The 21,686-nt window shown below is 66.6% G+C and carries 22 protein-coding genes; 7 read left to right on the top strand and 15 right to left on the bottom strand.

All coding sequences use genetic code 11. From position 1 onward, the window contains the following. Positions 1-2 precede the first annotated feature (2 nt). On the bottom strand, positions 3-1,178 hold the full coding sequence (gene sucC, locus ABEA30_RS07260; RefSeq protein ID WP_345581183.1) for an ADP-forming succinate--CoA ligase subunit beta: 1,176 nt from the start codon (positions 1,176-1,178) through the stop codon (positions 3-5). Positions 1,179-1,414: 236 nt separating this feature from the next. On the opposite strand from sucC, the gene ABEA30_RS07255 reads away from it, so the two are divergent. After that, positions 1,415-2,452, top strand: a complete 1,038-nt coding sequence (locus ABEA30_RS07255) for a M23 family metallopeptidase (RefSeq protein ID WP_345581180.1) — start codon at positions 1,415-1,417, stop codon at positions 2,450-2,452. 147 nt (positions 2,453-2,599) lie between these two features. Here ABEA30_RS07255 and pcrA read toward each other — a convergent pair whose 3' ends face one another. Beyond that, positions 2,600-5,023: a DNA helicase PcrA gene (pcrA, locus tag ABEA30_RS07250; protein WP_345581177.1), complete on the bottom strand. Its 2,424-nt coding sequence runs from the start codon at positions 5,021-5,023 to the stop codon at positions 2,600-2,602. Between the two features lie 55 nt (positions 5,024-5,078). Here pcrA and ABEA30_RS07245 point away from each other — a divergent pair, with 55 nt between their 5' ends. Beyond that, positions 5,079-6,311, top strand: coding sequence for a phospholipase D-like domain-containing protein (locus ABEA30_RS07245; protein ID WP_345581174.1), 1,233 nt, complete (start codon positions 5,079-5,081; stop codon positions 6,309-6,311). 64 nt (positions 6,312-6,375) lie between these two features. On the opposite strand, the gene ABEA30_RS07240 is transcribed toward ABEA30_RS07245, so the two are convergent. Then, on the bottom strand, positions 6,376-6,651 hold the full coding sequence (locus tag ABEA30_RS07240; RefSeq protein WP_345581171.1) for a GlsB/YeaQ/YmgE family stress response membrane protein: 276 nt from the start codon (positions 6,649-6,651) through the stop codon (positions 6,376-6,378). A gap of 111 nt (positions 6,652-6,762) precedes the next feature. On the opposite strand from ABEA30_RS07240, the gene ABEA30_RS07235 reads away from it, so the two are divergent. Next, the gene (locus ABEA30_RS07235) at positions 6,763-7,104 is read left to right on the top strand and encodes a hypothetical protein (protein ID WP_345581168.1); all 342 of its coding nucleotides are present in this window, start codon (positions 6,763-6,765) and stop codon (positions 7,102-7,104) included. Positions 7,105-7,107: 3 nt separating this feature from the next. Here the strand turns inward: ABEA30_RS07235 and ABEA30_RS07230 are convergent, their stop codons facing one another. From ABEA30_RS07230 to ABEA30_RS07190, 9 genes are all read right to left on the bottom strand, one after another. Beyond that, positions 7,108-7,575 (bottom strand): prepilin peptidase, encoded by a 468-nt coding sequence (locus ABEA30_RS07230; RefSeq protein WP_345581165.1) that lies wholly within the window; start codon positions 7,573-7,575, stop codon positions 7,108-7,110. 140 nt (positions 7,576-7,715) lie between these two features. Next, entirely contained in the window at positions 7,716-8,594 is an 879-nt protein-coding gene (locus ABEA30_RS07225) for a type II secretion system F family protein (RefSeq protein ID WP_345581162.1), read from the bottom strand. 8 nt (positions 8,595-8,602) lie between these two features. After that, positions 8,603-9,538, bottom strand: a complete 936-nt coding sequence (locus ABEA30_RS07220) for a type II secretion system F family protein (protein WP_345581159.1) — start codon at positions 9,536-9,538, stop codon at positions 8,603-8,605. Continuing rightward, a complete protein-coding gene (locus ABEA30_RS07215; RefSeq protein ID WP_345581156.1) occupies positions 9,535-10,728 on the bottom strand; it encodes a CpaF family protein in 1,194 nt (397 codons plus the stop codon). The genes ABEA30_RS07220 and ABEA30_RS07215 overlap by 4 nt, the downstream gene beginning before the upstream one ends. A gap of 359 nt (positions 10,729-11,087) precedes the next feature. Beyond that, positions 11,088-12,275 carry an AAA family ATPase gene (locus tag ABEA30_RS07210; protein WP_345581153.1) on the bottom strand — a complete coding sequence of 396 codons (1,188 nt, stop codon included), beginning with the start codon at positions 12,273-12,275 and terminating at the stop codon, positions 11,088-11,090. Then, positions 12,272-13,054 carry a Flp pilus assembly protein CpaB gene (gene cpaB, locus ABEA30_RS07205; RefSeq protein ID WP_345581150.1) on the bottom strand — a complete coding sequence of 261 codons (783 nt, stop codon included), beginning with the start codon at positions 13,052-13,054 and terminating at the stop codon, positions 12,272-12,274. The genes ABEA30_RS07210 and cpaB overlap by 4 nt, the downstream gene beginning before the upstream one ends. A gap of 10 nt (positions 13,055-13,064) precedes the next feature. Continuing rightward, positions 13,065-14,072, bottom strand: a complete 1,008-nt coding sequence (locus tag ABEA30_RS07200; RefSeq protein WP_345581147.1) for a pilus assembly protein TadG-related protein — start codon at positions 14,070-14,072, stop codon at positions 13,065-13,067. Continuing rightward, positions 14,060-14,452, bottom strand: coding sequence for a TadE/TadG family type IV pilus assembly protein (locus ABEA30_RS07195; RefSeq protein ID WP_345581144.1), 393 nt, complete (start codon positions 14,450-14,452; stop codon positions 14,060-14,062). Before ABEA30_RS07195 ends, ABEA30_RS07200 begins: the two co-directional genes overlap by 13 nt. 74 nt (positions 14,453-14,526) lie before the next feature. Continuing rightward, entirely contained in the window at positions 14,527-14,649 is a 123-nt protein-coding gene (locus tag ABEA30_RS07190) for a hypothetical protein (RefSeq protein WP_345581142.1), read from the bottom strand. Between the two features lie 98 nt (positions 14,650-14,747). Between ABEA30_RS07190 and ABEA30_RS07185 the strand changes: the two genes are divergently transcribed. Then, complete coding sequence (locus ABEA30_RS07185; protein ID WP_345581139.1) at positions 14,748-16,139, top strand: vWA domain-containing protein; 1,392 nt, start codon at positions 14,748-14,750, stop codon at positions 16,137-16,139. Positions 16,140-16,227: 88 nt separating this feature from the next. Here the strand turns inward: ABEA30_RS07185 and ABEA30_RS07180 are convergent, their stop codons facing one another. Next, entirely contained in the window at positions 16,228-16,893 is a 666-nt protein-coding gene (locus ABEA30_RS07180; RefSeq protein ID WP_345581136.1) for a response regulator transcription factor, read from the bottom strand. Continuing rightward, entirely contained in the window at positions 16,890-18,140 is a 1,251-nt protein-coding gene (locus tag ABEA30_RS07175) for an ATP-binding protein (protein WP_345581133.1), read from the bottom strand. The genes ABEA30_RS07180 and ABEA30_RS07175 overlap by 4 nt, the downstream gene beginning before the upstream one ends. Positions 18,141-18,253: 113 nt before the next feature. Here ABEA30_RS07175 and ABEA30_RS07170 point away from each other — a divergent pair, with 113 nt between their 5' ends. From ABEA30_RS07170 to ABEA30_RS07160, 3 genes are read left to right on the top strand one after another with little or no spacing between them, the layout of a single operon-like run. Beyond that, positions 18,254-19,417, top strand: coding sequence for a PspC domain-containing protein (locus ABEA30_RS07170; protein ID WP_345581130.1), 1,164 nt, complete (start codon positions 18,254-18,256; stop codon positions 19,415-19,417). Beyond that, positions 19,414-19,611: a hypothetical protein gene (locus tag ABEA30_RS07165; protein WP_345581127.1), complete on the top strand. Its 198-nt coding sequence runs from the start codon at positions 19,414-19,416 to the stop codon at positions 19,609-19,611. Before ABEA30_RS07170 ends, ABEA30_RS07165 begins: the two co-directional genes overlap by 4 nt. Continuing rightward, positions 19,608-19,877 carry a PspC domain-containing protein gene (locus ABEA30_RS07160; RefSeq protein WP_345581124.1) on the top strand — a complete coding sequence of 90 codons (270 nt, stop codon included), beginning with the start codon at positions 19,608-19,610 and terminating at the stop codon, positions 19,875-19,877. Before ABEA30_RS07165 ends, ABEA30_RS07160 begins: the two co-directional genes overlap by 4 nt. Positions 19,878-20,019: 142 nt before the next feature. Here the strand turns inward: ABEA30_RS07160 and guaA are convergent, their stop codons facing one another. Then, on the bottom strand, positions 20,020-21,570 hold the full coding sequence (gene guaA, locus ABEA30_RS07155; protein WP_345581121.1) for a glutamine-hydrolyzing GMP synthase: 1,551 nt from the start codon (positions 21,568-21,570) through the stop codon (positions 20,020-20,022). Positions 21,571-21,686 lie beyond the last annotated feature (116 nt).

Below are 21,686 nucleotides of genomic sequence, written 5' to 3'. Positions count from 1 at the left end.
GGTCAGTTTCCTTCCGAGGCGAGCTTGGCCGCGGTGCGGGCCGCCTCGTCCATCGTGTTCTTGACGGTGATGAGGGGATGGTTGGCCTCCTCGAGGATGGCCTTGCCGACGTCGACGGAGTTGCCGTCGAGCCGCACGATGATGGGCAGGCGCGCCTCGTCGCCGAGCATCTCCAGGGCGTGCACGATGCCGTTGGCCACGTCGTTGCAGGCGGTGATGCCGCCGAAGACGTTGACGAAGACCGACTTGACCTGCGGGTCGCTCATGATGATGCGCAGGCCGTTGGCCATCACCTGGGCCGATGCGCCACCACCGATGTCGAGGAAGTTGGCCGGCTTCGGGGAGCCCGGCAGCTCGGCGCCGGCAGCGGCCACCACGTCGAGGGTGCTCATCACGAGGCCGGCGCCGTTGCCGATCACGCCGACCGAGCCGTCGAGCTTGACGTAGTTCAGGTCGAGCTCGCGGGCCTGGCGCTCCAGGTCCACGTCTGCCGTCGTCTCGTGGTACTGCTGCCACTCCTCGTGGCGGAAGTCGGCGTTGGCGTCGAGGGTGACCTTGCCGTCGAGCGCGAGGATGGTCCCGTCGCCGGTCTTGACCAGCGGGTTGACCTCCACCAGCGTGGCGTCGGACTCCTTGAACACGGTCCACAGCTTCTGCAGGACCTCGCCGACGGAGGCGTGGACGTCCTCGGGGAAGCCGGCCTCCGTGACGATGCGCTGCGCGACCTCGGCGGTGATGCCGTCGACGGGGTGCAGCTCGACCTTGGCGAGCGCCTCGGGACGCTCCTCGGCGAGTGTCTCGATGTCGACGCCGCCCTCGACGCTGCACATGGCGAGGTAGCCGCGGGAGGCGCGATCGAGGAGGATCGAGAAGTAGTACTCCTCTGCGATGTCGGCGCCCGGGCTGAGCATCACGATGTTGACGGGGTGGTCCTTGATCTCGAGGTCGAGGATCTGGGCGGCGGTGTCCACGGCCTCCTGCTCGCTGTGGGCGAGCTTCACGCCACCCGCCTTGCCGCGGCCGCCGGTGCGCACCTGCGCCTTGACCACGACGGTGCCGGAGTCGAGCGATCTGTAGGCATCGCGCGCTTCCTCAGGTGTGGTGGCGGTGCGCCCGGGGAGGACCGGTACGTCGAAACGCTCAAAGAGCTCGCGCGCTTGGTATTCGAGGAGATCCACGGTGATTCCTGTTCGATTGGGATGGTCAAGCCTTCGTCAGCGTATCGGGACAAGGGGCTACACGGTAGGCCTTCCACTGATCGCCGAGGGCGAACGGCACCACCCCGGTTGCACGAAGTTGCAGGCGGAAAAAGAACCCGAGATCATATTGCGAATTTGATTTTGAGAGGTTCCTGAGAACTGTTAAGGTTCCAGTCGGACACCACAGGGAAAGCAGTCTCAAGGTCAGGAGCCAGGTGAACGACACCCCTTCGCGCAACGCCCGTCGCGCCGCTGACCCTGCACACGACGAGATCCTCGAAGTAGAGGTCGTCACCCCCACCACCTCCCCCGCACGCCGCGCCTCCCGCGCGCTCGGTTTCTCCCGCCGGATGATCGCCATGGGCGTGGCCGGCACCGTCGGGGCCTCCGCCCTCTTCGCCTTCGCGTTCACCGCCCGCGGCAACGACGTCACAGACACCATCGACGCCTCCGCCGCCATCCCCGCCGCGGCCATGTCGGCTGCGGCCGAGAGCTTCGAGGACCGCAGCGACGACGTCAGCCGCAACGCCGTCCGCAGCGGGCTGAGCGACGTCGTCGCCGACAAGGCCGCGCAGGAACGCCAGCAGCAGCTGGGCGCCGCCAACGAATCCGCCGTCCAGGCCCAGGCCGACCAGTCGATGGCGGAGCGCGACAAGCTGATGGACGCAGACATGGCGCTGGTCGCCGCGCAGGCCGAGAAGCTCAAGGAGGAGGCCGACGAGGCCGCCAAGCTCCTCGAGAAGGCCCGCGCCGCCGCCCGTGACGCCAAGGCCCGCGGTGTCGACGTCGGTGACGTCGACTCGATGAGCGCCGAGGACATCGCCAACCTGACCAACAAGGGCGGCTCGATGCCGGTCAAGTCGAACTACCGCGTGGGTGCGGGCTTCGGCAAGCGCGGCACCTGGTCGCGCTACCACACCGGCCAGGACTTCCCCGCCCCCACCGGCACCCCCATCTACGCGGCCGCCTCCGGCGTCGTGCTCAGCCCCACCGCCGGCGGCTGGGCGGGCACCAACGTGGTGATCCAGCACAACAACGGTGGCGCCACCCTCTACGCCCACATGAGCCGCAAGGTGGTCCGCACGGGCCAGACGGTCAAGCCCGGCCAGCTCATCGGCTACGTCGGCAACACCGGCCGCTCGTTCGGCTCACACCTGCACTTCGAGTACTACAAGCCGGGCACCACTCCCGGTGACGTGTACAGCGCCTCCAACCCGATGGTGTTCCTGCGCTCGCTCGGCGTCAACGCCTGACCGTTCCCTGAGCCGGGCGCCCAGCGCCCGGTCGAAGGGCCCGCGAGTCGAAGGGCCCAAGCCCGTTCCCTGAGCCGGGCGCCCAGCGCCCGGTCGAAGGGCCCCAAGCCCCCTCGCGATCTCGATCAACGCGTCGCGCCGTCGGACCTACAGCTTCTCCATGGGTGCGTGCTTGACGCTGAGGCGCTTCATGCCCGCCGACCCGAAGTCGACCTCCGCCCGAACGTTGTCGCCAACACCTTGCACGGCCGTCACGGTGCCCATGCCGAACGTGGCGTGCAGCACCCTGTCGCCGACGGCGACGCTGGGCACCGTCTTGATCGGGCCGTTGCCGGAGCCGAAGCTCTGGATCGAGGCCGAGGTCTGCCTGTTGCGCGTGGCGGCGTTGCTCGCCCACTGCGTCGTGGCGGCAGCGGTGCGCCGCCAGTCCAGCACGTGGGCCGGCATCTCCTCGAGGAACCGGGAGGCCGGGTTGTATGCAGGTTGGCCGAACGTCACCCGCACGGCCGATCGGCTCACGTAGAGACGCTTGCGCGCACGGGTGATGCCCACGTAGGCGAGTCGTCGTTCCTCTTCGAGTTCGTCGGGATCGGTCAGTGCCCGCATGTGGGGGAACATGCCCTCCTCCATGCCGGTGAGGAAGACGGTGTCGAACTCGAGCCCCTTGGCGGTGTGCAGGGTCATGAGCGTGACGACGCCCTTGCCCTCCTCGTGGTCTGGCACCTGGTCGGAATCCGCGACCAGCGCGATGCGTTCCAGGAAGGCGGCGAGCGAGTCGTCGGGTTCGGGCATGCCTGCGGCCAGGCCGGATTCGGTGGCGTCCTCGTCGTCGAGGTCGACGGTGTTGGCGGCAGCCACGAACTCCGCGGCCACCGACACGAGCTCCACCAGGTTCTCGATGCGGGTCTCGTCCTGCGGGTCCGTCGAGGCCTGCAGCTCCGGCAGGTACTGCGACTCCTTGAGGATGGAGGTGAGCACCTCGTCGGCCGGCTTGCCTGCGGCCACCATGGCGCGGTGGATGTTCATCACGTCGACGAAGCCCTGGATGAGCTTCACCGAGCGGCTGGCGAGGCCCGGGGCTTCGTCGGCCCGCTGGAGCGCGTCGAAGAAGCTGATCCGCTCAGCTGTGGCCAGCGTCGAGATGGCCGCCTCGGCACGGTCCCCGATGCCGCGCTTGGGCACGTTCAGGATGCGCCGCACCGACACGTCGTCTGCGGGGTTGACGATGGCCCGCAGGTAGGCGATCGCGTCGCGGATCTCGCGGCGCTCGTAGAACCGCACGCCGCCGACGACCTTGTACGGCATGCCGACGCGGATGAACACTTCCTCGAAGGCTCGCGACTGCGCGTTGGTGCGGTAGAACACTGCGGTGTCGCCGTACTGGCTCTCGCCCTTGTCCGAGAGCCTGTCGATCTCGTCGGCGACGAACTGTGCCTCGTCGTGTTCGGTGTCGGCGACCCAGCCGACGATGAGGTCGCCCTCACCGAGGTCTGACCACAGGTGCTTCTCGCGACGGCCCTGGTTGCGCGAGATGACCGCGTTGGCGGCGGTGAGCACGTTCTGGGTGGATCGGTAGTTCTGGTCGAGCACGATGGTGCTGGCGCCCGGGAAGTCTGACTCGAAGTCGAGGATGTTGCGGATGGTGGCGCCGCGGAAGGCGTAGATCGACTGGTCGGAGTCGCCCACCACCATCAGCTCAGCCGGCTCCACCATGGGGGATCCTTCGACGACGCCGGTGACGTCGCCGGCACACAGCTCGCGGATGAGCGCGTACTGGGCGTGGTTGGTGTCCTGGTACTCGTCGACCAGCACGTGCCGGAACCGCCGCCGATACTTCTCCCGGATGTCGGGGAACGCCTGCAGGAGGTGGACGGTGGTCATGATGAGGTCGTCGAAGTCCAGGGCGTTCGCTGCGACGAGGCGGCCCTGGTAGTCGGCGTAGGCGCGGGCCATCGTCTCCTGGCGCGGGTTCTCGGCCTCCGAGACGGCGCGCTCGTGGTCGACGAGTTCGTTCTTGTAGTTGCTGACGGCGTTCATCACGGCGCGCACCGGGTAGCGCTTGGGGTCGAGCTCCATGTCGCGCACCACCAGTGACATCAGGCGCTTGGCGTCGGCGTCGTCGTAGATGGAGAAGGACTTGGCCAGGCCGAACCTGTCGATGTCGGCGCGCAGGATGCGCACGCATGCCGAGTGGAAGGTGGAGACCCACATGAGCTTGGCGCGGTTGCCCACCAGCTCGATGACGCGCTGGCGCATCTCGGAGGCGGCCTTGTTGGTGAAGGTGATGGCCAGGATGGAGCCGGGGTGCACGTCGCGCTGGCTGACCAGGTGGGCGATGCGCCGGGTCAGCACCCGGGTCTTGCCCGAGCCCGCGCCGGCCACCACGAGGACGGGGCCGCCGGCGTGCACCACTGCCTGCCGCTGCGGCGCGTTGAGGCCCTCGAGCAGTTCCTCCTCCGTGATCTTCTTCGCCTTGGCCTGACGTGGGGTCACCAAGGCCTCCGCGCGCGGCGGGGCCGGTTCGTCGGGCTGGAAGACAGCGAACAGATCTGGGAAGAGGGAGTCACTCATGTCGGCTGCCAAGCCTACCTGCTCGCGCTGACGCCGCCGTCTGTACTCTGGCCCCATGAAGAACGCCTGGGCTCGTGGACGACGGGTCTTCAACCGCCTCACTGCGACGGTGCTGGTCGCCCAGATCCTCGCGATGATCGCGTTGACGCTGGTGGAGTCGTTCCGGAAGAAGAAGCGCAAGTTGCGCAAGTTCCCGGTGACGCGCCCGGAGCCGCTGCCCGTCGAGGAAGACGAGATCACCGTCTACACCTACGGCGAGTACCTGTTCGACGCGATGATCGAGGCCATCGACGCGGCGGAGAGCCACATCTACTTCGAGACCTACATCTGGAAGGGCGACGCCACCGGCCGCCGCTTCCGCGACGCACTGGGCCGCGCCGCAGACCGTGGCGTGACGGTCTACGCCGTGTGGGACGAGTTCGCCAACATGGTGGTGCCGCGGGCGTTCTTCAAGTCCATCCCGAAGAACATCATCACCATGCCGCACCCGGCTTTCCCCATTCCGTGGTCGCCGCGGCACTGGGGTCGCGACCACCGCAAGTTGCTGAGCGTCGACGGCAAGGTGGGCTTCATCGGCGGCTACAACATCGGCTCGTTGTACGCCACGGGCTGGCGTGACACGCACGCCCGCGTCGTCGGCCCGAGCGTCGCGGAGCTGGACAACGCGTTCATCGATTTCTGGAACATGCACGCGGGCAAACACCACGACCGCATCGAGGACAACCCGGAGCGCGACTGGCTGCCCACCATCCGGGTGCACCGCAACACTCCGCGCATTCAGGTCTATCCCATCCGCAACATGTACCTGGAGGCCATCGACCGGGCCACGTCGCACATCTGGCTCACGCATGCGTACCTGATTCCCGACGACGATCTGGTTGGGGCATTGCGCGACGCCGTGCACCGCGGCGTGGACGTGCGCATCATCGTGCCGGCCCGCTCCAACCACGTGGTGGCCGACTGGCTCTCGCGTGGCTATTACACGACGCTGTTGCGCTCCGGCGTGAAGCTGTACCTCTACCAAGGGGCCATGGTGCACGCGAAGACGGCGACGATGGACGGGGTGTGGTCGACGATCGGCACGGCCAACCTGGACCGCCTGAGCCTGTGGGGCAACTACGAGGTGAACCTCGAGGTGACCGACGAGCATGTGGCCAAGCACATGGAGGACGTGTTCCGCACGGACCAGTCCAACACCATCGAGCTGAACGAGCAGCGCTGGGCGCACCGCTCCTGGGTTGCCAAGGTGACCGAGTTGTTCCTGTCGCCCTGGCGCCCCTTCTTCTGAGCACGACGAAGGGGGCGACCCGGCTGCTGCCGGGCCGCCCCCTTACTTGGTGGCTGTTGCTGGATCAGGCGCGGCGGCGCTGAGCCCAGCCGTAGATGGCGAGAACGATGAGGGCACCGATGATGGAGGTGATGACTCCGCCGATCGAGAAGTCGGGGCCCGAGAGGTTGAGCTCACCATCGAAGATGAGCGAACCGATGAGACCACCAACGAACGAGCCGATGATGCCGAGAATCATGGTGGCGAGCCAGCCGCCACCCTGACGCCCAGGCATGATGGCCTTGGCAATTGCGCCTCCGAGGAGGCCGACGATAATCCAGACGATGATTGTCCACAACATGCTTCAAGCATTGAGCAGGGTGGGTCACTGTAAATGGTGTGCAACCCTGAAACTCCCCTCGTGAGCGTGAAAATCGCTCCGGTTTCGCCCTTAAGGGTAGGGTCTGGAGTCATGGAAATCTTGCATGGAATCTTCTTTCTCTTCCACATGATCGGCTTCGCTGCCCTCTTCGGGGGCGCCTTTGTGCAATTGAAGGGGCCCAACCGAATCGTCAATCCGGCCATGTGGCACGGTGCCCTGACCATGCTCGTCTCCGGGCTGCTCCTGGTGGGGTCGCTCGAGATGGGCGACGGTCACGTCAACAACATCAAGATCGGCGTGAAGCTGCTCGTCCTGATCGTGATCTTCGTCCTGGTGCTGATGAACCGGAAGAAGGAGACGGTGGCGTCGGGGCCGTTCTGGGGCATCTTCGGGCTGACGCTGCTCAACGCAGTCATCGCGATCTTCTGGTGAGGGTCAGGCGCTGATCGCGATGGCCGCCGCGGCGCCCGCGATCAGCGCCGGCCCCATCGGAACGTCGGCCCGCTTGTCGCGGGTGATGATCAGCACCACTACCGCCGCCAGTCCGTGCAGTACCACACCGAACAGGAGCCCCCTACCGACGGCCAGCCAGCCGTACCAGCCGAGCACCATCCCGAGCAGTGCCGAGAGCTTCACGTCACCGAAGCCGAGCATCCCGCGGGCCAGCAGCGCCGCGATGAAGAACCCGACGAACAGCACCGCACCGGCCAGCATGACCCCGCCGAACCGCGCCCACTCCCCCGTCGCGACGGTCTCGATGAGGAGACCAGCCACCCAGACGATGAGCCCCGTGATGATGAGGATGTCGGGCAGCCTGTGTTCCGCGAGATCGACGACCGCCAACACCGTCGCCAGGCCCGCCACCGCCGTGAGGGCGGCCGCGACGATAGGACTCGTGGCCACGGGCCCTACTCCTGCGCCGAGAACCGCAGCGAGGGGCATGGACCACCAGAGCCTCGTGGTCGGCTCCAGCGCCACTCGGGGTAGGAACCTCGACGCCAGCCCGGCCCCAGCGGCTGCGACCAGCGCCGTCCAGAGCCACGTCATCCGGAGAAGGCCTCGATGATGCTGATGGCAGCGGGGGTCATGATCACGATCATCAGGGCAGGCATCAGGAACAGAATGAGGGGAAAGACGACCTTCACCGGGATCTCCATGGCCTTGTGCTCGGCTCGCTGACGCCGCGCAACCCGCTGTTCTTTGGCCTGGGTGTGAAGCACCTCCGACAATGCAATGCCGTGCTCGTCGGCCTGAATTACTGACCGAATGAACCTCCGCAGCTCGGGGACCGCCAGCCGTTGCGCCAGCCCTTGATATGCCGCACGTCGCTGTTGTCCCAACTGGATGTCCTGCAGGGTGCGGATGAGTTCTGGCGCCAATACTCCCTTGCCCCCACGGGCAACGCGCGAAAGGGCCGCATCGAAGCCGAGTCCCGCTTCAACCGCGATGCTCATCTGGTCGAGAACATCCGGTAGCTCCAGAGCCACGGTCTCTCGCCGCTTTATTCCCGTGTTCCACAGCAGCAGTTCAGGCAGGAAGAATACGAACACGATGAACGCCAAGCCGATCCCGATCGATGCAGGGCTAGGGTTCTTCCTGATCAGGAAGAACGCGAGGGAAATCGCGGCGCCGGTGCTGGTCATCTTGACGCCGATCACTCGGTCCAGCGGCCAGGACTGCGGCCTGCCAGCCTGCATGAGCAACCGATCGAGGACACCCGTGGCACGTTTGCCGAGGAGATTCCGCCCAAAGGACGCCCCTGCCTGAACTCGACCGCCCGCGCTCGGGGCATCGGCGAGTCCGCGCTGCAAGTTGTGCACCACGGTGCGGCGCACGCGTCCCTCGCCCACGAGCATGAGGTTCAACAGATACGCGAGACCACCGACCACCAAGGCGAGGCCGATGTAAACAGCAGACGGCATCTCGCCTCCTAGAACTTGATCTTGACGAGTCGACTCAACCAGAAGATGCCCACCATGAGCAGGATCGCTCCCAGGACCAGGGCTCCGATCCCGAGGATCGACTCACCGAATCGGGCGATGTACTCGGGATTACCGATCCAGAGGAGGAAGAAGACAGCGATGGGTAGAAGGCTCAGGATGAGGCCTGAGAGCTTGCCCTCAGCGGCCAGCGCCTCTACCTGCCGTTTCAATTGAACCCGTTCTCGAATGGTGGCGCCCACTCCGGCGAGAACGTCAGCAAGGTTGCCGCCCACCTCTCGATTGATCGCGATCGCCTGCACCACCCACTCGAAGTCCTCGTCCTGGGTTCTCTGTGCAACCTCGGCCATCGCCTCGACGAAGGGCCTGCCCAGCCGCGACTCATTGATCACCCGGGTGAACTCGGAGGAGGTGGGTTCGTCCAGTTCCGCGGCCACCGTTGCACAGGCCTGCGGAAGGCTGAAGCCTGCGCGCAGGCTTCCCGACAGGGTGGATAGGGTCTCCTCCAGTTGGAGGCTGAACTGACGGCGTCTCCTCGCCGCCTTCTGACGAACCACGAGGATCGCTGCAAGTGGGACCAACAGAAGGGCAAGCACCGCGAGGAGCGGGCCGCTCAGGATGAGGCCAGCGGCGAAACCCACCACCATCCCAGAGACCACCAGCACGAGGAAATCCTGTGGCCGGGTGCGAATCCCGGCCCTGAGAAGGGCTTCGCCCAAGGCACCGGCGCGTCCCCCGAGCGCGTAACCTGCCGCCGTCGACGCTGCTTTGGCGGCGTTCGGCATCAGCCCGCTCTGCACGGCATCTGCTGGGCGCCGACGAGACATGGGCACCACGCGGTCGGCCGTGAAGTACAGCACAAGGAACGTGACGACAGCGACCGTGAGGAATCCGCCGCCCACGAAAACGAGCACGTAGGGGTTCATCGGAACTTCCCCATGCCCCATTCAACCCCGCCCCCGCCAAACGCTGCCGACGACAGCTTGATACCCATGTCGGCGAACTTGTCGCTGAACTGTGGCCGCACACCGGTAGGCATGGTTCGGCCACGGAACCGGCCGTTCTGGTCGACGCCCGCCGAGTAGTCGAAGAGGAAGACGTCCTGGAGCGTGATGATCTGGCCCTCCATTCCGCTCACCTCGGTCACGGCTGTGATGCGGCGCGTACCGTCGCGCAGCCGACTGAGCTGCACGATCAGGTTGACCGCCGAGGCGACCTGTTCGCGGATGGCGCGCAGCGGCAGGTCGAAGCCGGACATCATCACGAGGGTTTCGAGTCTGGCGAGGCAGTCACGAGGGGAGTTCGAGTGCACCGTGGACAGAGACCCATCGTGGCCCGTGTTCATCGCCTGCAACATGTCGAGCGCCTCCGCGCCACGCACCTCACCCACGACGATGCGGTCGGGGCGCATGCGCAGCGAGTTGCGAACCAGATCTCGGATGGTGATCTCGCCTCTACCCTCGATATTGGGCGGCCGTGACTCCAGCTGGATCACGTGGTCCTGCTGCAACTGCAATTCGACGGAATCCTCGATCGAGATGATCCGCTCCTGCGAAGGGATGAAGGAACTCAACACGTTCAGCAGGGTGGTCTTGCCTGTGCCCGTACCGCCGGAGACCAAGATGTTGAGGCGCGCCTCCACACAGGCTCGCAGCAACTCCGCCATTTCGGGCGTCATCGTCCCGAAGCGCTCCAGATCGGCGACCGATAGCGCATCCCGCGAGAACTTTCGGATCGTGAGGGTGGAACCGCTCACCGCCAGCGGAGGGATGATGGCGTTGACTCGCGAGCCGTCTTCGAGGCGGGCGTCAACAAGCGGCGATGACTCGTCGATGCGCCTCCCCACCCGGGTGACGATCCGCTCGATGATCCGGCGCAAATGGGGTTCGCCGTCGAAGAAGACCTCGGTTTTCGTGAGCTTGCCCTTGCGCTCCACGTAGACCGAGTCCGGCCCGTTGACCATGACCTCGGTGATGGTGGAGTCGGCCAACAGCGGCTCCAAGGGACCGAGCCCCAGGACGTCTGCCTCCACTTCTTTCATGAAACGCTGACGCTCCGCAGTGGTCAGCGGAACGTTCGCGCCGTCGACAACCGCGTTGAGTTCGTCGACGACCATGCGCCGGAGCGTCGCCTCCTCGAGGTTGGGATCGTTGAATCTGGATCCCAACCGTGTGAAAAGAGTGTCCACAGCGGACGATTTCAGTGAGCTGAGCGCGTCGCTACGCGCCGGAGGGACACTGGCGCTCGACGGGGCCCGTTCCGCCAGCCTGGCCGTGGCTCGCATGGCCTGTGGCTGCACATCGGTCGGTGCACTGGGCGGCTCGACAGCCGGTGACTCTGCGGATCGCGCGGGTTGCGGCGGTGCCGCTGGTCGCCCCCAGGGACTCTGCTGCTGCGGGTCCGGCGCCGGCCAAGACGGGACGACGGCGGACGTGCCGGCTTCGGATTGCGCCTCTTCCAGCCGCTTCCAGAGGCTCATCGCTTCCTCCTGCTGAGCCGGCCAGTGACGGGCTCGGAGGCGGACGGAGCCACAGCGTCCACCAGTACGCGCAGTTCCCGGCTGACTGGATCCCTGCGGGCCCCCTGGAGGAGAGGAATGCCCTGATTGGTTGACAGGGGAACCGCATTGGACTGAGGCAAGACGAAGTCGACTCCGGCCCTGATCGTGGCCTCCACGTCGGCGACTGTCATGCCCCGTGAGCGCTCGTTGAAGTTCACGACGATCGTGCGCCGGCCCACCACCATGCTGAGGTTGTCGAGCGGGTCAATCTCCTTCCTGAGCCCGCGCACACCGGGGACGTCGAGGCTCGTGACGAGGACGAGGTGGTCAGTGTTGTCCAAACTGGCCAGTGTGTGCTCGGTGAGGCCCGGTGCAGTGTCCACGATGACGAAGGCGAACTGCTCACGGAGCATTGCGATGAGTTGCGCCAGATCGTCCGGGGTGACCGCATCCGCATCTGCCGGTGAATCAGACCCAGGCACCACGAACAGGCCGGAGACGTGCTGGGTGAAGTAGCTCTTCACAGCAATGCTGTCCCGTGCCGCCGGCCCGCGCGCGATGTCAGGGAGCGAATGCTTTGCTTCGAGATTGAGCGCGCTGGCGACGTCCCCGAAGTGGACGTCGGCATCGATGAGAACCACCCGCTGCGGGAAGCGTTGCGCCAGGCCCACGGCCACATTGGTGGCAATCGTGGTCTTGCCCACCCCACCCTTGGGCGAGGTCACGGTCACCACTCTGCCCACCGCGGCGGGCTCGTGCGGGGCCGGAGGCGGCACGAGTCCGGCCCCTGCCCGCGCCGCAAACACCCGGTCGGCGGCTCGGTCCAGAGCAGCCCTCAGTTCTTGGGGCTCGGCGTCAGCAGAGATGATGTCGCGGACCCCCGCACGCACCGCGGCCATGGCGATATGCGCGGGCTCGCGATGCACCAGCAGCACGTCAGCGAGTGGGGCGAGATCCTCGGCCACTCGAAGGACGACATCCTCAAGCCCACTGGCATCCAGGATCAACACGTCTGGGATGTGGGCGCGTCCGAAGAGGGCCGTGGCCGGATCTTGCCCAGATTCCACATGAGGCGGTGGCACACGCGTGAAGCCATCGCCGATGGCGAGGTGGACGCGCCGTTCCAGAGTGTCATCCGCGGTACTGAGCAGTAGCTGGATCACTTGAAGACCGTTCCCGAGGTGACAGGCTCTACGCCACTCATGTCGGTGGTGGGTGTCTGCCTGGAAAGCCAGAGTGAGCCATTCTCCTTGCTGTAGATGATCTTGGCGGCAAGTTGGGAGTCCACGGCCACTGTGACCATCAGTTCGGAGCCCGGCAGTTGCCCCTCTTCGGCAGTACCGTCGCCAGCCGGGGGCGCCACGGTGCCTTGGATCCGTGCCACGAGCACGTCCGCAGAAAGCAAATCGGTCTGCGTCTGCTCCGGCTCCCCCTCAGCTGCCGGGTCAGGCGTTGCAGTCGTCCCCTCGGTCGCGCCGACCTCTGCGGTCATGGTGACGTAGATGCCGACCTTGTCACCAGCGATGATCTGAGCTCCTACCACGCGTTCCGGAGGGAGTAGGATCGACATCAATTGAAGCCCCTCGGGAACGGGAACTGCAGCGGCAACCTCATTGTCGTCAGGACTCACGAACCGCTCCACGAGCACCTGTTCACCCACCTTCAACGACGTCACCGCGACTTGATCGGTTGGCAACTCGTCAACGCTCTTCAGCGCCCCTGGGACCACTGCATGAATGGGAAGGCTGCGGACCTCGACGAAGTTGGCGACCTCTGCAGCGCCCATTCCCGCCGGAATCTCCTGCGTCACCACCAGCACTGGTGTCGGGTCCAAAGACGCCAATGCACGCTGGTCAGCGCCACTGACGTAGACGAAAAGCAGCGCGCCTCCCATCAGCGCCAAGAGAGCGGCAAGGGCACCGAAAAGGGCTCGACTATTCATGGTTCCTGTCTCAGTTGAGCGTCAACTTGACGCTGGTGACCCCGTAGTCGGTAGCCGTTCCGTCGCTCTTGGCATAGTCGTCGAGCGTTCCGAATCCGACGAAGGTGCCCACGATGCGTTGGGTGTCACCAGTGCACTTGTTCACATTGAGTTGCAGCCCGACCGTGTGGAAGCAATATCCCGACACCCGGATGGCCGCAAAACCGCTGATCTGGTAATCCGCGTTGGCGCCACTGGGAAACCGCACATTGTCGAACATGGGGATCTTGACGATCGTTCCTTCAACTGCCCCGAAGTGCTGCAGGATCTGCTCCCTGCTGCACTTGCTATCAAAGGTGTTGCCGGGGCTGCTGCTCACCCATTCGTTGTTGGTGAACTCTGTTTCGCAGCCGGTTTTCGTGACCAAGAAGCCGAAGCCACCACCAGACTCATTGTGGGCAGGATTGTCAGCGCAGGGCAGTTCCCCACCGGAGTAGTCAGGGAAATCGTTCTTCTTGCTCTTGGCGTAGATCGCCACGGGTGTCCCAGGAACGGGCATCCCGCTGGTTCCACCGTTCTGCCACTTGAACTGGCAGTAACTCACCGCAAACGGGATCGTGCTCATCTGCGATGGAGCGCCGCTCCAGGTTGCAGTCGCCTCTGCCGTCACCTCTGTCCCGGTCACGAAAGCCAAGATGGGTTCGCGGGTCGCGGCGGTGCGCACAGTGACGTGTCGGTCGGCGGCCGAGGTTGACAACGACGTGACTGAACCCCGGGTCTCCGAGTCCTTGTTCAGCTGGGCAAATTCTGCCGCAGTCGCATTTTCCCCCACCGTGCATTCGGCGCTCGCGGCGTCGCGCACGCAGGCTTGGGCGATTGCCAACGCGGCCGCGTCAGCGCCATTTTGCAGTTGCTTCTTGTCCCACCAGAGCGCACCGGCATCGACTGCGAGCGAGCCGAATCCCAGGAGGACTACCAGCATGAGTCCCACGACGACAGCTGTGGCGCCGTGCTCATCCTTCACATTCAACCGTTGCATCGCATCGTCCCCCGACCTTCAAGTGAAAGCGAATCGAAAAAGAAGCCAGTAATACCCTTGTACGGGTAGGTGATGGTGACGGTGACGGCAGGAATGCTGCCGCTGGGCGGCGTTGCGGGGCACGAACCGCTCGGAATACCTACCATCGCCTCGGTGATCCCGATGGGAGCGCCAGCGTCCACCGCCGCCTGCTTCGCTTTTGCTGAGTCGCGGCCGATGGCGTAGACCCGGGCGGACTCGCGAGCCGCACCGGCAATGTTGCCCTGAACGAAGAAGGCATATCCGAACTCCATGATGCCGAGCAGCAGGGTGACCAGCAGCATGGAGACGATGGCGAACTCAACGGCCGCCGCGCCACGATCGTCATGCGCGTGCCTCATGCTCCCCCTCCCGCACGCTTGAATCGGATGGCAAGGGGTCGGGGCGTCCCCGCCCCGACCCATCTCGCTTGGACCTACTGAGCCGGCGCCTCGCCGCCGTTCTCGATGGCCGTCGACACGCCCTCAAACATGGTGTTGATCTGGTCGCCCAAAGCGAAGACGATGATGATGATGACGGCGGCGATGGCGGCGACCATGATGCCGTACGGTGGATGGGGCGGCAGCGGCGCCTCCACCTGCCACGATGGACGAGGTCCTCGCGGCGCTGCAGATCGCGCCGCAGGAGTCCGATTATGTGATCGTCGTCGACACGTCATTGTCGATGAAGGCGGAAAATCGTTACACGACAGTGGTGACCGCCTTGGAGTCCACGCTGGAGGAACTGCAGCCAACTGACCATGTTGCACTGATCACATTCGACGATGGTGCGCGGGTCGCGTACCAGGGTGACAGGGGTGCAGATCCACAGGCGATTCTGGACACCCTGCCGGCGGAGCCGTCGGGGGACCAAACAGACATCGGCGCCGGACTGGAACTCGGGCTGACACAACTCGAACGGCCAGATGCGCACGCCGTCGGCGCCTTGGTGCTGGTTACCGACGGCGACCTGGACGCAAAGCCCGACTCCCCGTTCGCTGAGCCCACGTCGGCCGGCTGGGCGGACCTCAAGCAACGCGCGGCCGCGTTGGACACCGCCGAACTGGCCACCTACGCGCTCGAACTCAACACCGAGACGGACGCAGCCCTCATGACCGGCGTGTTCCCGCAAACCCAGGAGATTCCGGTCGGGCAGTTCGCCGAGGTGCTGAGCGACCTGCGCACCGAGCTGCTCGCCTTCCAGGCAAAGCAACAGGTCGACGCAGACCTCGCCGCCGGCTCCTTGTCAGCCCAATTCGACGCTGCTGAGCCCCTGGGGCCGGGCACCCACGAGGCCACCCTGAGGTTGACCTCCGCCTACGCCAAGCTGCCGACCCACCTCACGAACCTGACCATCGAGCGCGCTGGGACGGCGCCCGTAGTCGCCGAGGGTTTACCGCCCGAAGTCGTTTTGGCCCCCGGTGAAACAATCGATCTCCCCGTCACCCTGACCGTCGGCGACTGGAGCGGCGCCGGTTCCGAGCTCCGGCTGGCCGCCACCATCGGCACGGCTTGGGCAGATGTCCTGACAATCGACCTCCGGACGCCGGTGGAGCTCAAGCTCGAGTCCGCCCCTCTGACACTGGCCGCAGAGCCTGCCCCGTCGCCAACGCCGTCCGTCGAAAGCCAGCCATCCCCGTCACCCCAGCCGGTCGAGGACACGGCGGTCGAGGACCCCGAACCCCGAGGATTCGGCCTGCTCCCCTGGCTGGTGCTGGCAGCCGTCGCGGTGCTGGCGCTCGCCTTCCTGCTCTTCCGCAGCCGGACCCGGCTGGAGGGTTCGTTGACCATCCTGCGTGACGGCCAACTGGTGCAGGAGCTGCTGCTGACAGGCCGCTCAGTGCCCCTCGCACCGCCGCCCGGCACAGGAGGCCCAAGTGGGACGGTGTCGGGCATCTCCGGCAAGGCGGAGCAGGTCCTAGTGAAGGCGGCACTCCCAGGTGAGAAACCGATCAAGGCCAAGCTGAACGACGGCGACAGCGTGCGCCTGGGCGACTACGAACTGCTGTACACGGGCACACGCAGCAGGGTGCTGGCGAAGATCACCTGACCCTCGCATTCCGTTCCACCCACCGGCCCTTCGACCAGGCGCGGGGCGCCTGGCTCAGGGACCGAGCAGGCGACAGGCTCAGGGAACGTCAGACGAGGTGGCGGTCGGTGGCCCACTTCGTGAGCTGGTGTCGGTTCGACAGCTGCAGCTTCCGCAGCACCGACGACACATGGGTCTCCACGGTCTTGATCGAGATGAACAGCTCCTTCGCAACCTCCTTGTAGGAGTAGCCGCGGGCGATCAGCTTCATCACCTCGCGTTCGCGGGCGCTGAGCTTGTCGAGCTCCTCGTCCACCTGGGCGATGTCGATGGCGCCGCTGAACGCGTCCAGCACGAAACCGGCGAGGCGCGGCGAGAACACCGCATCGCCAGCGGCGACCCGCGCCATGCCCTCGATGAGTTCCTGCGAGCTGATCGACTTCGTCACGTAGCCCCGAGCCCCCGCCCGGATCACGCCGATCACGTCCTGGGCCGCGTCGGAGACCGACAGCGCCAGGAACTTCACGTCGGGCTTGGTGGGCAGCACCTGCTTGATCACCTCGGCGCCACCGCCTCCGGGGAGGTGCACGTCGAGGAGCACGACGTCGGGTTCAGTCTCCAGGATGGCCTTCACCGCAGTCTCGACGTCCTCGCCCTCACCCACGATCTTCACGTGCTGGCCGATCTCGTGATTGACCCCCGCCCGGAACATCGCGTGGTCATCGACGATGACAACCCGCAGATCCGTCACATCCAGTGCCTGATCCTCGCTCATCCGCTCATCTCCAGTTTCACTTCGGTACCGTCGCCGGGCTCCGAGCGGATCGTCGCGTTCCCCCCGTAACGTTCCATGCGAGCCCGGATCGATTCTCTCACGCCCATGCGCCCGTCGGGCAATTGCTGCGGATCGAAGCCCTTGCCACGATCCCGAATGAACACCTCGATGTGACCGTCCTCCACCTCGGCGTACACGTCGATGCGCGCGGCGCCGGAGTGCTTGGCCGCGTTCGTCACGGCCTCCCCCGTTGCGAGGATGAGCGCCTGCACCTTGTCGTCGACGGTGGCGTCTCCCACGCAGACCAGCTCCACGTCCACGGGGAACCGGCCCTCGACGTCCGTGGCCATCTCCTGCAGCGCGGAACGCAGCGAGGCCGCCCTCGTGGTCTCACCGTAGAGCCAGGTGCGCAGCTCCCGTTCCTGCCGGCGGGCCAGCTGGGCGACGGTGGCCGAGTCGTCGGCCTGTCGCTGGATGAGGGCAAGGGTCTGGAGGACCGAATCGTGCAGGTGCGCGGCCATGTCCGCGCGGGCCTCGGCCCGGTGCCGCTCGGCGTCCGCCAGGCGCACCCGGTTGCGGTGCTGGTACAACCACGGCGCGGCGACGATGAACAGGCCCGCCAGCAGCAGCGCGGAGGCACCGAGCACGCCCGGCAGCTGCGCCAGGCCAATCTGCGTCGCCAGCGTCCACGAGATGCCCGCGCCCACGAGCACCAGCCCGCCCACGAGCCGCACGATGCTCATCGTGCCGCCGCCGCGCGTGATCCGCGTCCACAGCGGCTGGTCGGTGCGCTTGGGCGCGACCACGCGCTCGTCGACCTGGAGCCAGATCACGATGATGCCCACGCCGCCGATCACCATCGGCCAGAACAGCGTGGTGGGCACCACGCCACCCGACACGAACAACCACAACAGCCCGACGACCACGAACCCGCCCGCGACGAGCACCCCGTTGTCGGGGCGCGCCTCGGGCAGCAGGGCTGGCCGCATGCCACGACGGCTGGCTGCCTGGAGGCCGGCGGCCTCCTCGAGGCGGCCACTGGGCAGCAGCACCCACATCGCGCCGTAGGCGAGCAGCCCCAGGCCGGAGGCCAGGGAGGCGATGACGAACGCAGCGCGCACCATCCGCACGTTGAGCCCCAGATGCGTCGCCAGACCGGAGGCCACGCCTGCGATCACACCGGACTCCATGCGGCGCTGCAGGGGGGCGCGCGTGGGCGCGCTGGGCACCACCGGGAGCTGTGTCATGACCCCAGATTGTCATGGAGCTCCCCCTCAGGCCAGCGCCGGAAGCCCTTTTCCGGGGTCCTTCAGGGGGTCACCCGATGCCCCGCGGACGGCTGATCGAGCAGACTGGGTACATGACCACAGAACTCGACCTCGGCTGGTTCGACCCGAGCCTGCGTGCGCTGCAGCGCCGCGAAGCCTCCGGCGTCTCCACCGGCCTGAGCCGCGCCATCGCCGAACGCCTCGGCGTCGACGTGGTGATCGTGCGCGTCGTGTTCATCGTCCTCGCCTTCTGCGCCGGCCTCGGCCTGGCGCTGTACGGCTGGGGCACCATCCTGACCCGCGGCCCGCAGGGCACCCGCCCGATCGACCAGGTCCTCCCCGGCTTCCGCGACTGGTCGCCGCTGATGCAGAAGCTGGCCGTGGTGATCTCCACCATCATCCTCGTGGCCACGCTCGACGCGGCCCTCCCCCTCCCCTGGGGCGCAGGTGTGCTGGTGCTGATCGCCCTGGCCCTGGTGCGCCGACGAGCGCGCCGCGCCGCCGCCCCGACGCAGGTCCACTACCCCTCGCCGTTCTCCCCCGCCGCCGCGCCGTCCACCATGTCACCGGTGGACGACCACACGCTGGTCGAGACGTGGCGCCGCCACATCGGCGACGCGGTGGGCACCCGCCGCGCGGCCGTCCCAGTGCCGCACCTGCCCACCGTCGACCTGTACTCGGAGGACGAGCCCCCGACGCCACCGCGGCCGGCCACGCCGCAGCCCAAGCCCAACTGGTGGGCCGGCCTCGGCATCCTCGCCGCGATGATGGCCACCTCGTTCGTCTCCGCCGGCCTGCTGGGCCTCGACATGGTGGTGACCCTCACGGCGACCACCGCCGTCGGCGGCCTGGCCACGGTGGTCCTGGCGCTTGCCTTGCGCCACCGTCGGATCCCCCGGCTGGTGCTGGCAGCACTCGCAGCCTCCGTCGTGGCGACGGGGTGGCTGGCCACGCAGACCGCGGCCTTCCCCGAGTTCACCGAGGACACCCACGTGGTGCGCATCGTCGGCACGGACGGGACGGTCAACCTGACCGACCTCGAGCTGGCGGGCGCCAAGACGCTCCACGTCGAGGTGATCGCCTCGGACGTGAAGCTCATCCTCCCCGGCCCGACGAAGTCGATGACCACCACCGGCTGGCTCTCCGACATCCGCATGGGCCCCGACACCACCGCGACGGACGGCAACACCACGCCGAACCTGAACATCGAGGTGTCGGCCAAACTCTCCGACGTCGTCATCCAGGAGGCATCATGACCCGCCCCAGCTTCGACATCGCAGCCCTGACGATCGGGCTCGCCGCCGTCGGCTTCGCCGTGGTGCTCCTCCTGGCCGAGAACATCTCCTCGCCCCTGATCCAACCGATTCTTGCCGTGACCCTGGCCGCCGCCGGCACGATCGGACTCCTCGCTTCGCGTGGCCGCAACCACAACCGGAAGGAACTCCCATGAAACTCACCCGCTCCCGCAACGGCATGATCGGTGGCGTCGCCGCAGGCATCGCCCGGGCCATCAACGTCGACGTCACCCTCGTGCGCATCGCCTTCATCCTGATCTCGATCTTCGCCGGCAGCGGCCTGCTCGTGTACCTCATCCTGTGGGCCGTGATCCCGCGCGAAGAGGGCGGCAGCATCGCCGAGGACGGCTTCGACAAGGCCCGCATCTGGTACGACGACCGGAAGAACCAGGGCCCCAAGGGCCCGAACTACGACATCTGACAGCTGGCTGACGCCGGCCGGAAACGCGAAACCCCCAAGCCCTCGTCGGGGCTTGGGGGTTTCGGCTTTGCCGGATGGGTGGGGTGCCGGCGGTTGGGCGCCCTTTCGGCCAGCCGCAGGCGGCTGGCTCAGGGAACCCGCGTCACTCCCACTCGATGGTGCCCGGCGGCTTGCTCGTGATGTCGAGCGCCACGCGGTTGACCTCGGGGCATTCGTTGGTGATGCGGCTGGAGATCTTCTCCAGCAGCTCGTAGGGCAGGCGGGCCCAGTCTGCCGTCATCGCGTCGTCGGAGACGACGGGGCGCAGCACGATGGGGTGGCCGTAGGTACGGCCGTCGCCCTGTACGCCCACGGAACGCACGTCTGCCAGCAGCACCACGGGGAACTGCCAGATGTCGCGCTCCAGCTTGGCGTTGGCCAGCTCCTCACGCGCGATCGCGTCAGCCTGGCGCAGGATGGCCAGGCGGTCCTCGGTGATCTCGCCGACGATGCGGATGCCCAGGCCGGGGCCGGGGAACGGGTGGCGCCACACCATGGCCTCGGGCAGGCCGAGCTGCTCACCGACGGCGCGCACCTCGTCCTTGAACATCTGGCGCAGCGGCTCGATCAGCGTGAACTGCAGGTCATCTGGCAGGCCGCCGACGTTGTGGTGGCTCTTGATGTTGGCCGTGCCCTCGCCGCCGCCGGACTCGACGACGTCGGGGTACAGCGTGCCCTGCACGAGGAAGTCGATGCCACGCTCCCCTGCGATCTCGCGGGCCTTCTCCTCGAAGGTGCGGATGAACTCGCGGCCGATGATCTTGCGCTTCTCCTCGGGGTCGCTGACGCCAGCCAGCGCGGTGAGGAAGCGCTCACGCTCGTCGGCGAAGACCAGGTCGACCCCGGTGGCGGCGACGAAGTCGTTGCGGACCTGCTCCACCTCGCCCTCGCGCAGGAGGCCGTGGTCGACGAACACGCAGGTGAGCTGAGAGCCGATGGCCTGCTGCACCAGGGCAGCCGCGACGGCGGAGTCCACGCCGCCGGACAACGCGCACAACACGTGCTTGTCGCCCACTTGGGTGCGGATCGCGTTGATGGACTCGGTGACCATGTTCTCGGGCGTCCAGTCCGGCGTGAGCTTGGCGATGTTGAACAGGAAGTGCTCGATGACCTGCTGGCCCCACTGCGTGTGGTTCACCTCGGGGTGCCACTGCACGCCGGCGAGGCCACGCTCCCTGTCCTCGAACGCGGCGACGGGTGCGCCGGCGGTGCGGGCCAGCACCTTGAAGCCCTTGGGGGCCTTGCTGACGGAGTCGCCGTGCGACATCCACACATTGAGGGTGTTGGGCATCGAGCCCAGCAGGCAGCCGCCCTCGGCGATCGACAGGGACGTGCGCCCGTACTCGCGCTGGCCGGTCTTGGCGACCGTGCCACCGAGCGCCTGCGCCATCGCCTGGAAGCCGTAGCAGATGCCGAGCACAGGGACGCCTGCGTCGAAGATGGCCGGGTCGACGGAAGGTGCATCGTCGGCGTAGACGGAGGACGGCCCGCCGGAGAGGATGATCGCGGCGGGCTTCTGGGCCAGCATCTCCTCGACGCTCAGCCGGTGGCTGACGATCTCCGAATATACGTTGGCCTCGCGCACGCGGCGCGCGATGAGCTGGGCGTACTGGGCGCCGAAGTCGACGACCAGCACCTTCTCGTGGGCAATCATGCGGCAGAGTCTAATGTCGGGGGGTGGCTCGGCCCTAAATGGGGGAGCCGTCGTTCGCGCATCGGTCACAGAAATTTCCCCGGAAGGGGAATATTCGCCGAATGGGCCCGGTTGGC

This window comes from Tessaracoccus lubricantis (assembly GCF_039544535.1).
In the GTDB taxonomy this organism is placed as follows: Bacteria; Actinomycetota; Actinomycetes; order Propionibacteriales; family Propionibacteriaceae; genus Arachnia; species Arachnia lubricantis.
Note: the sequence above shows the minus strand (reverse complement) of the source record. Positions and strands in the feature narration are given on the sequence as shown.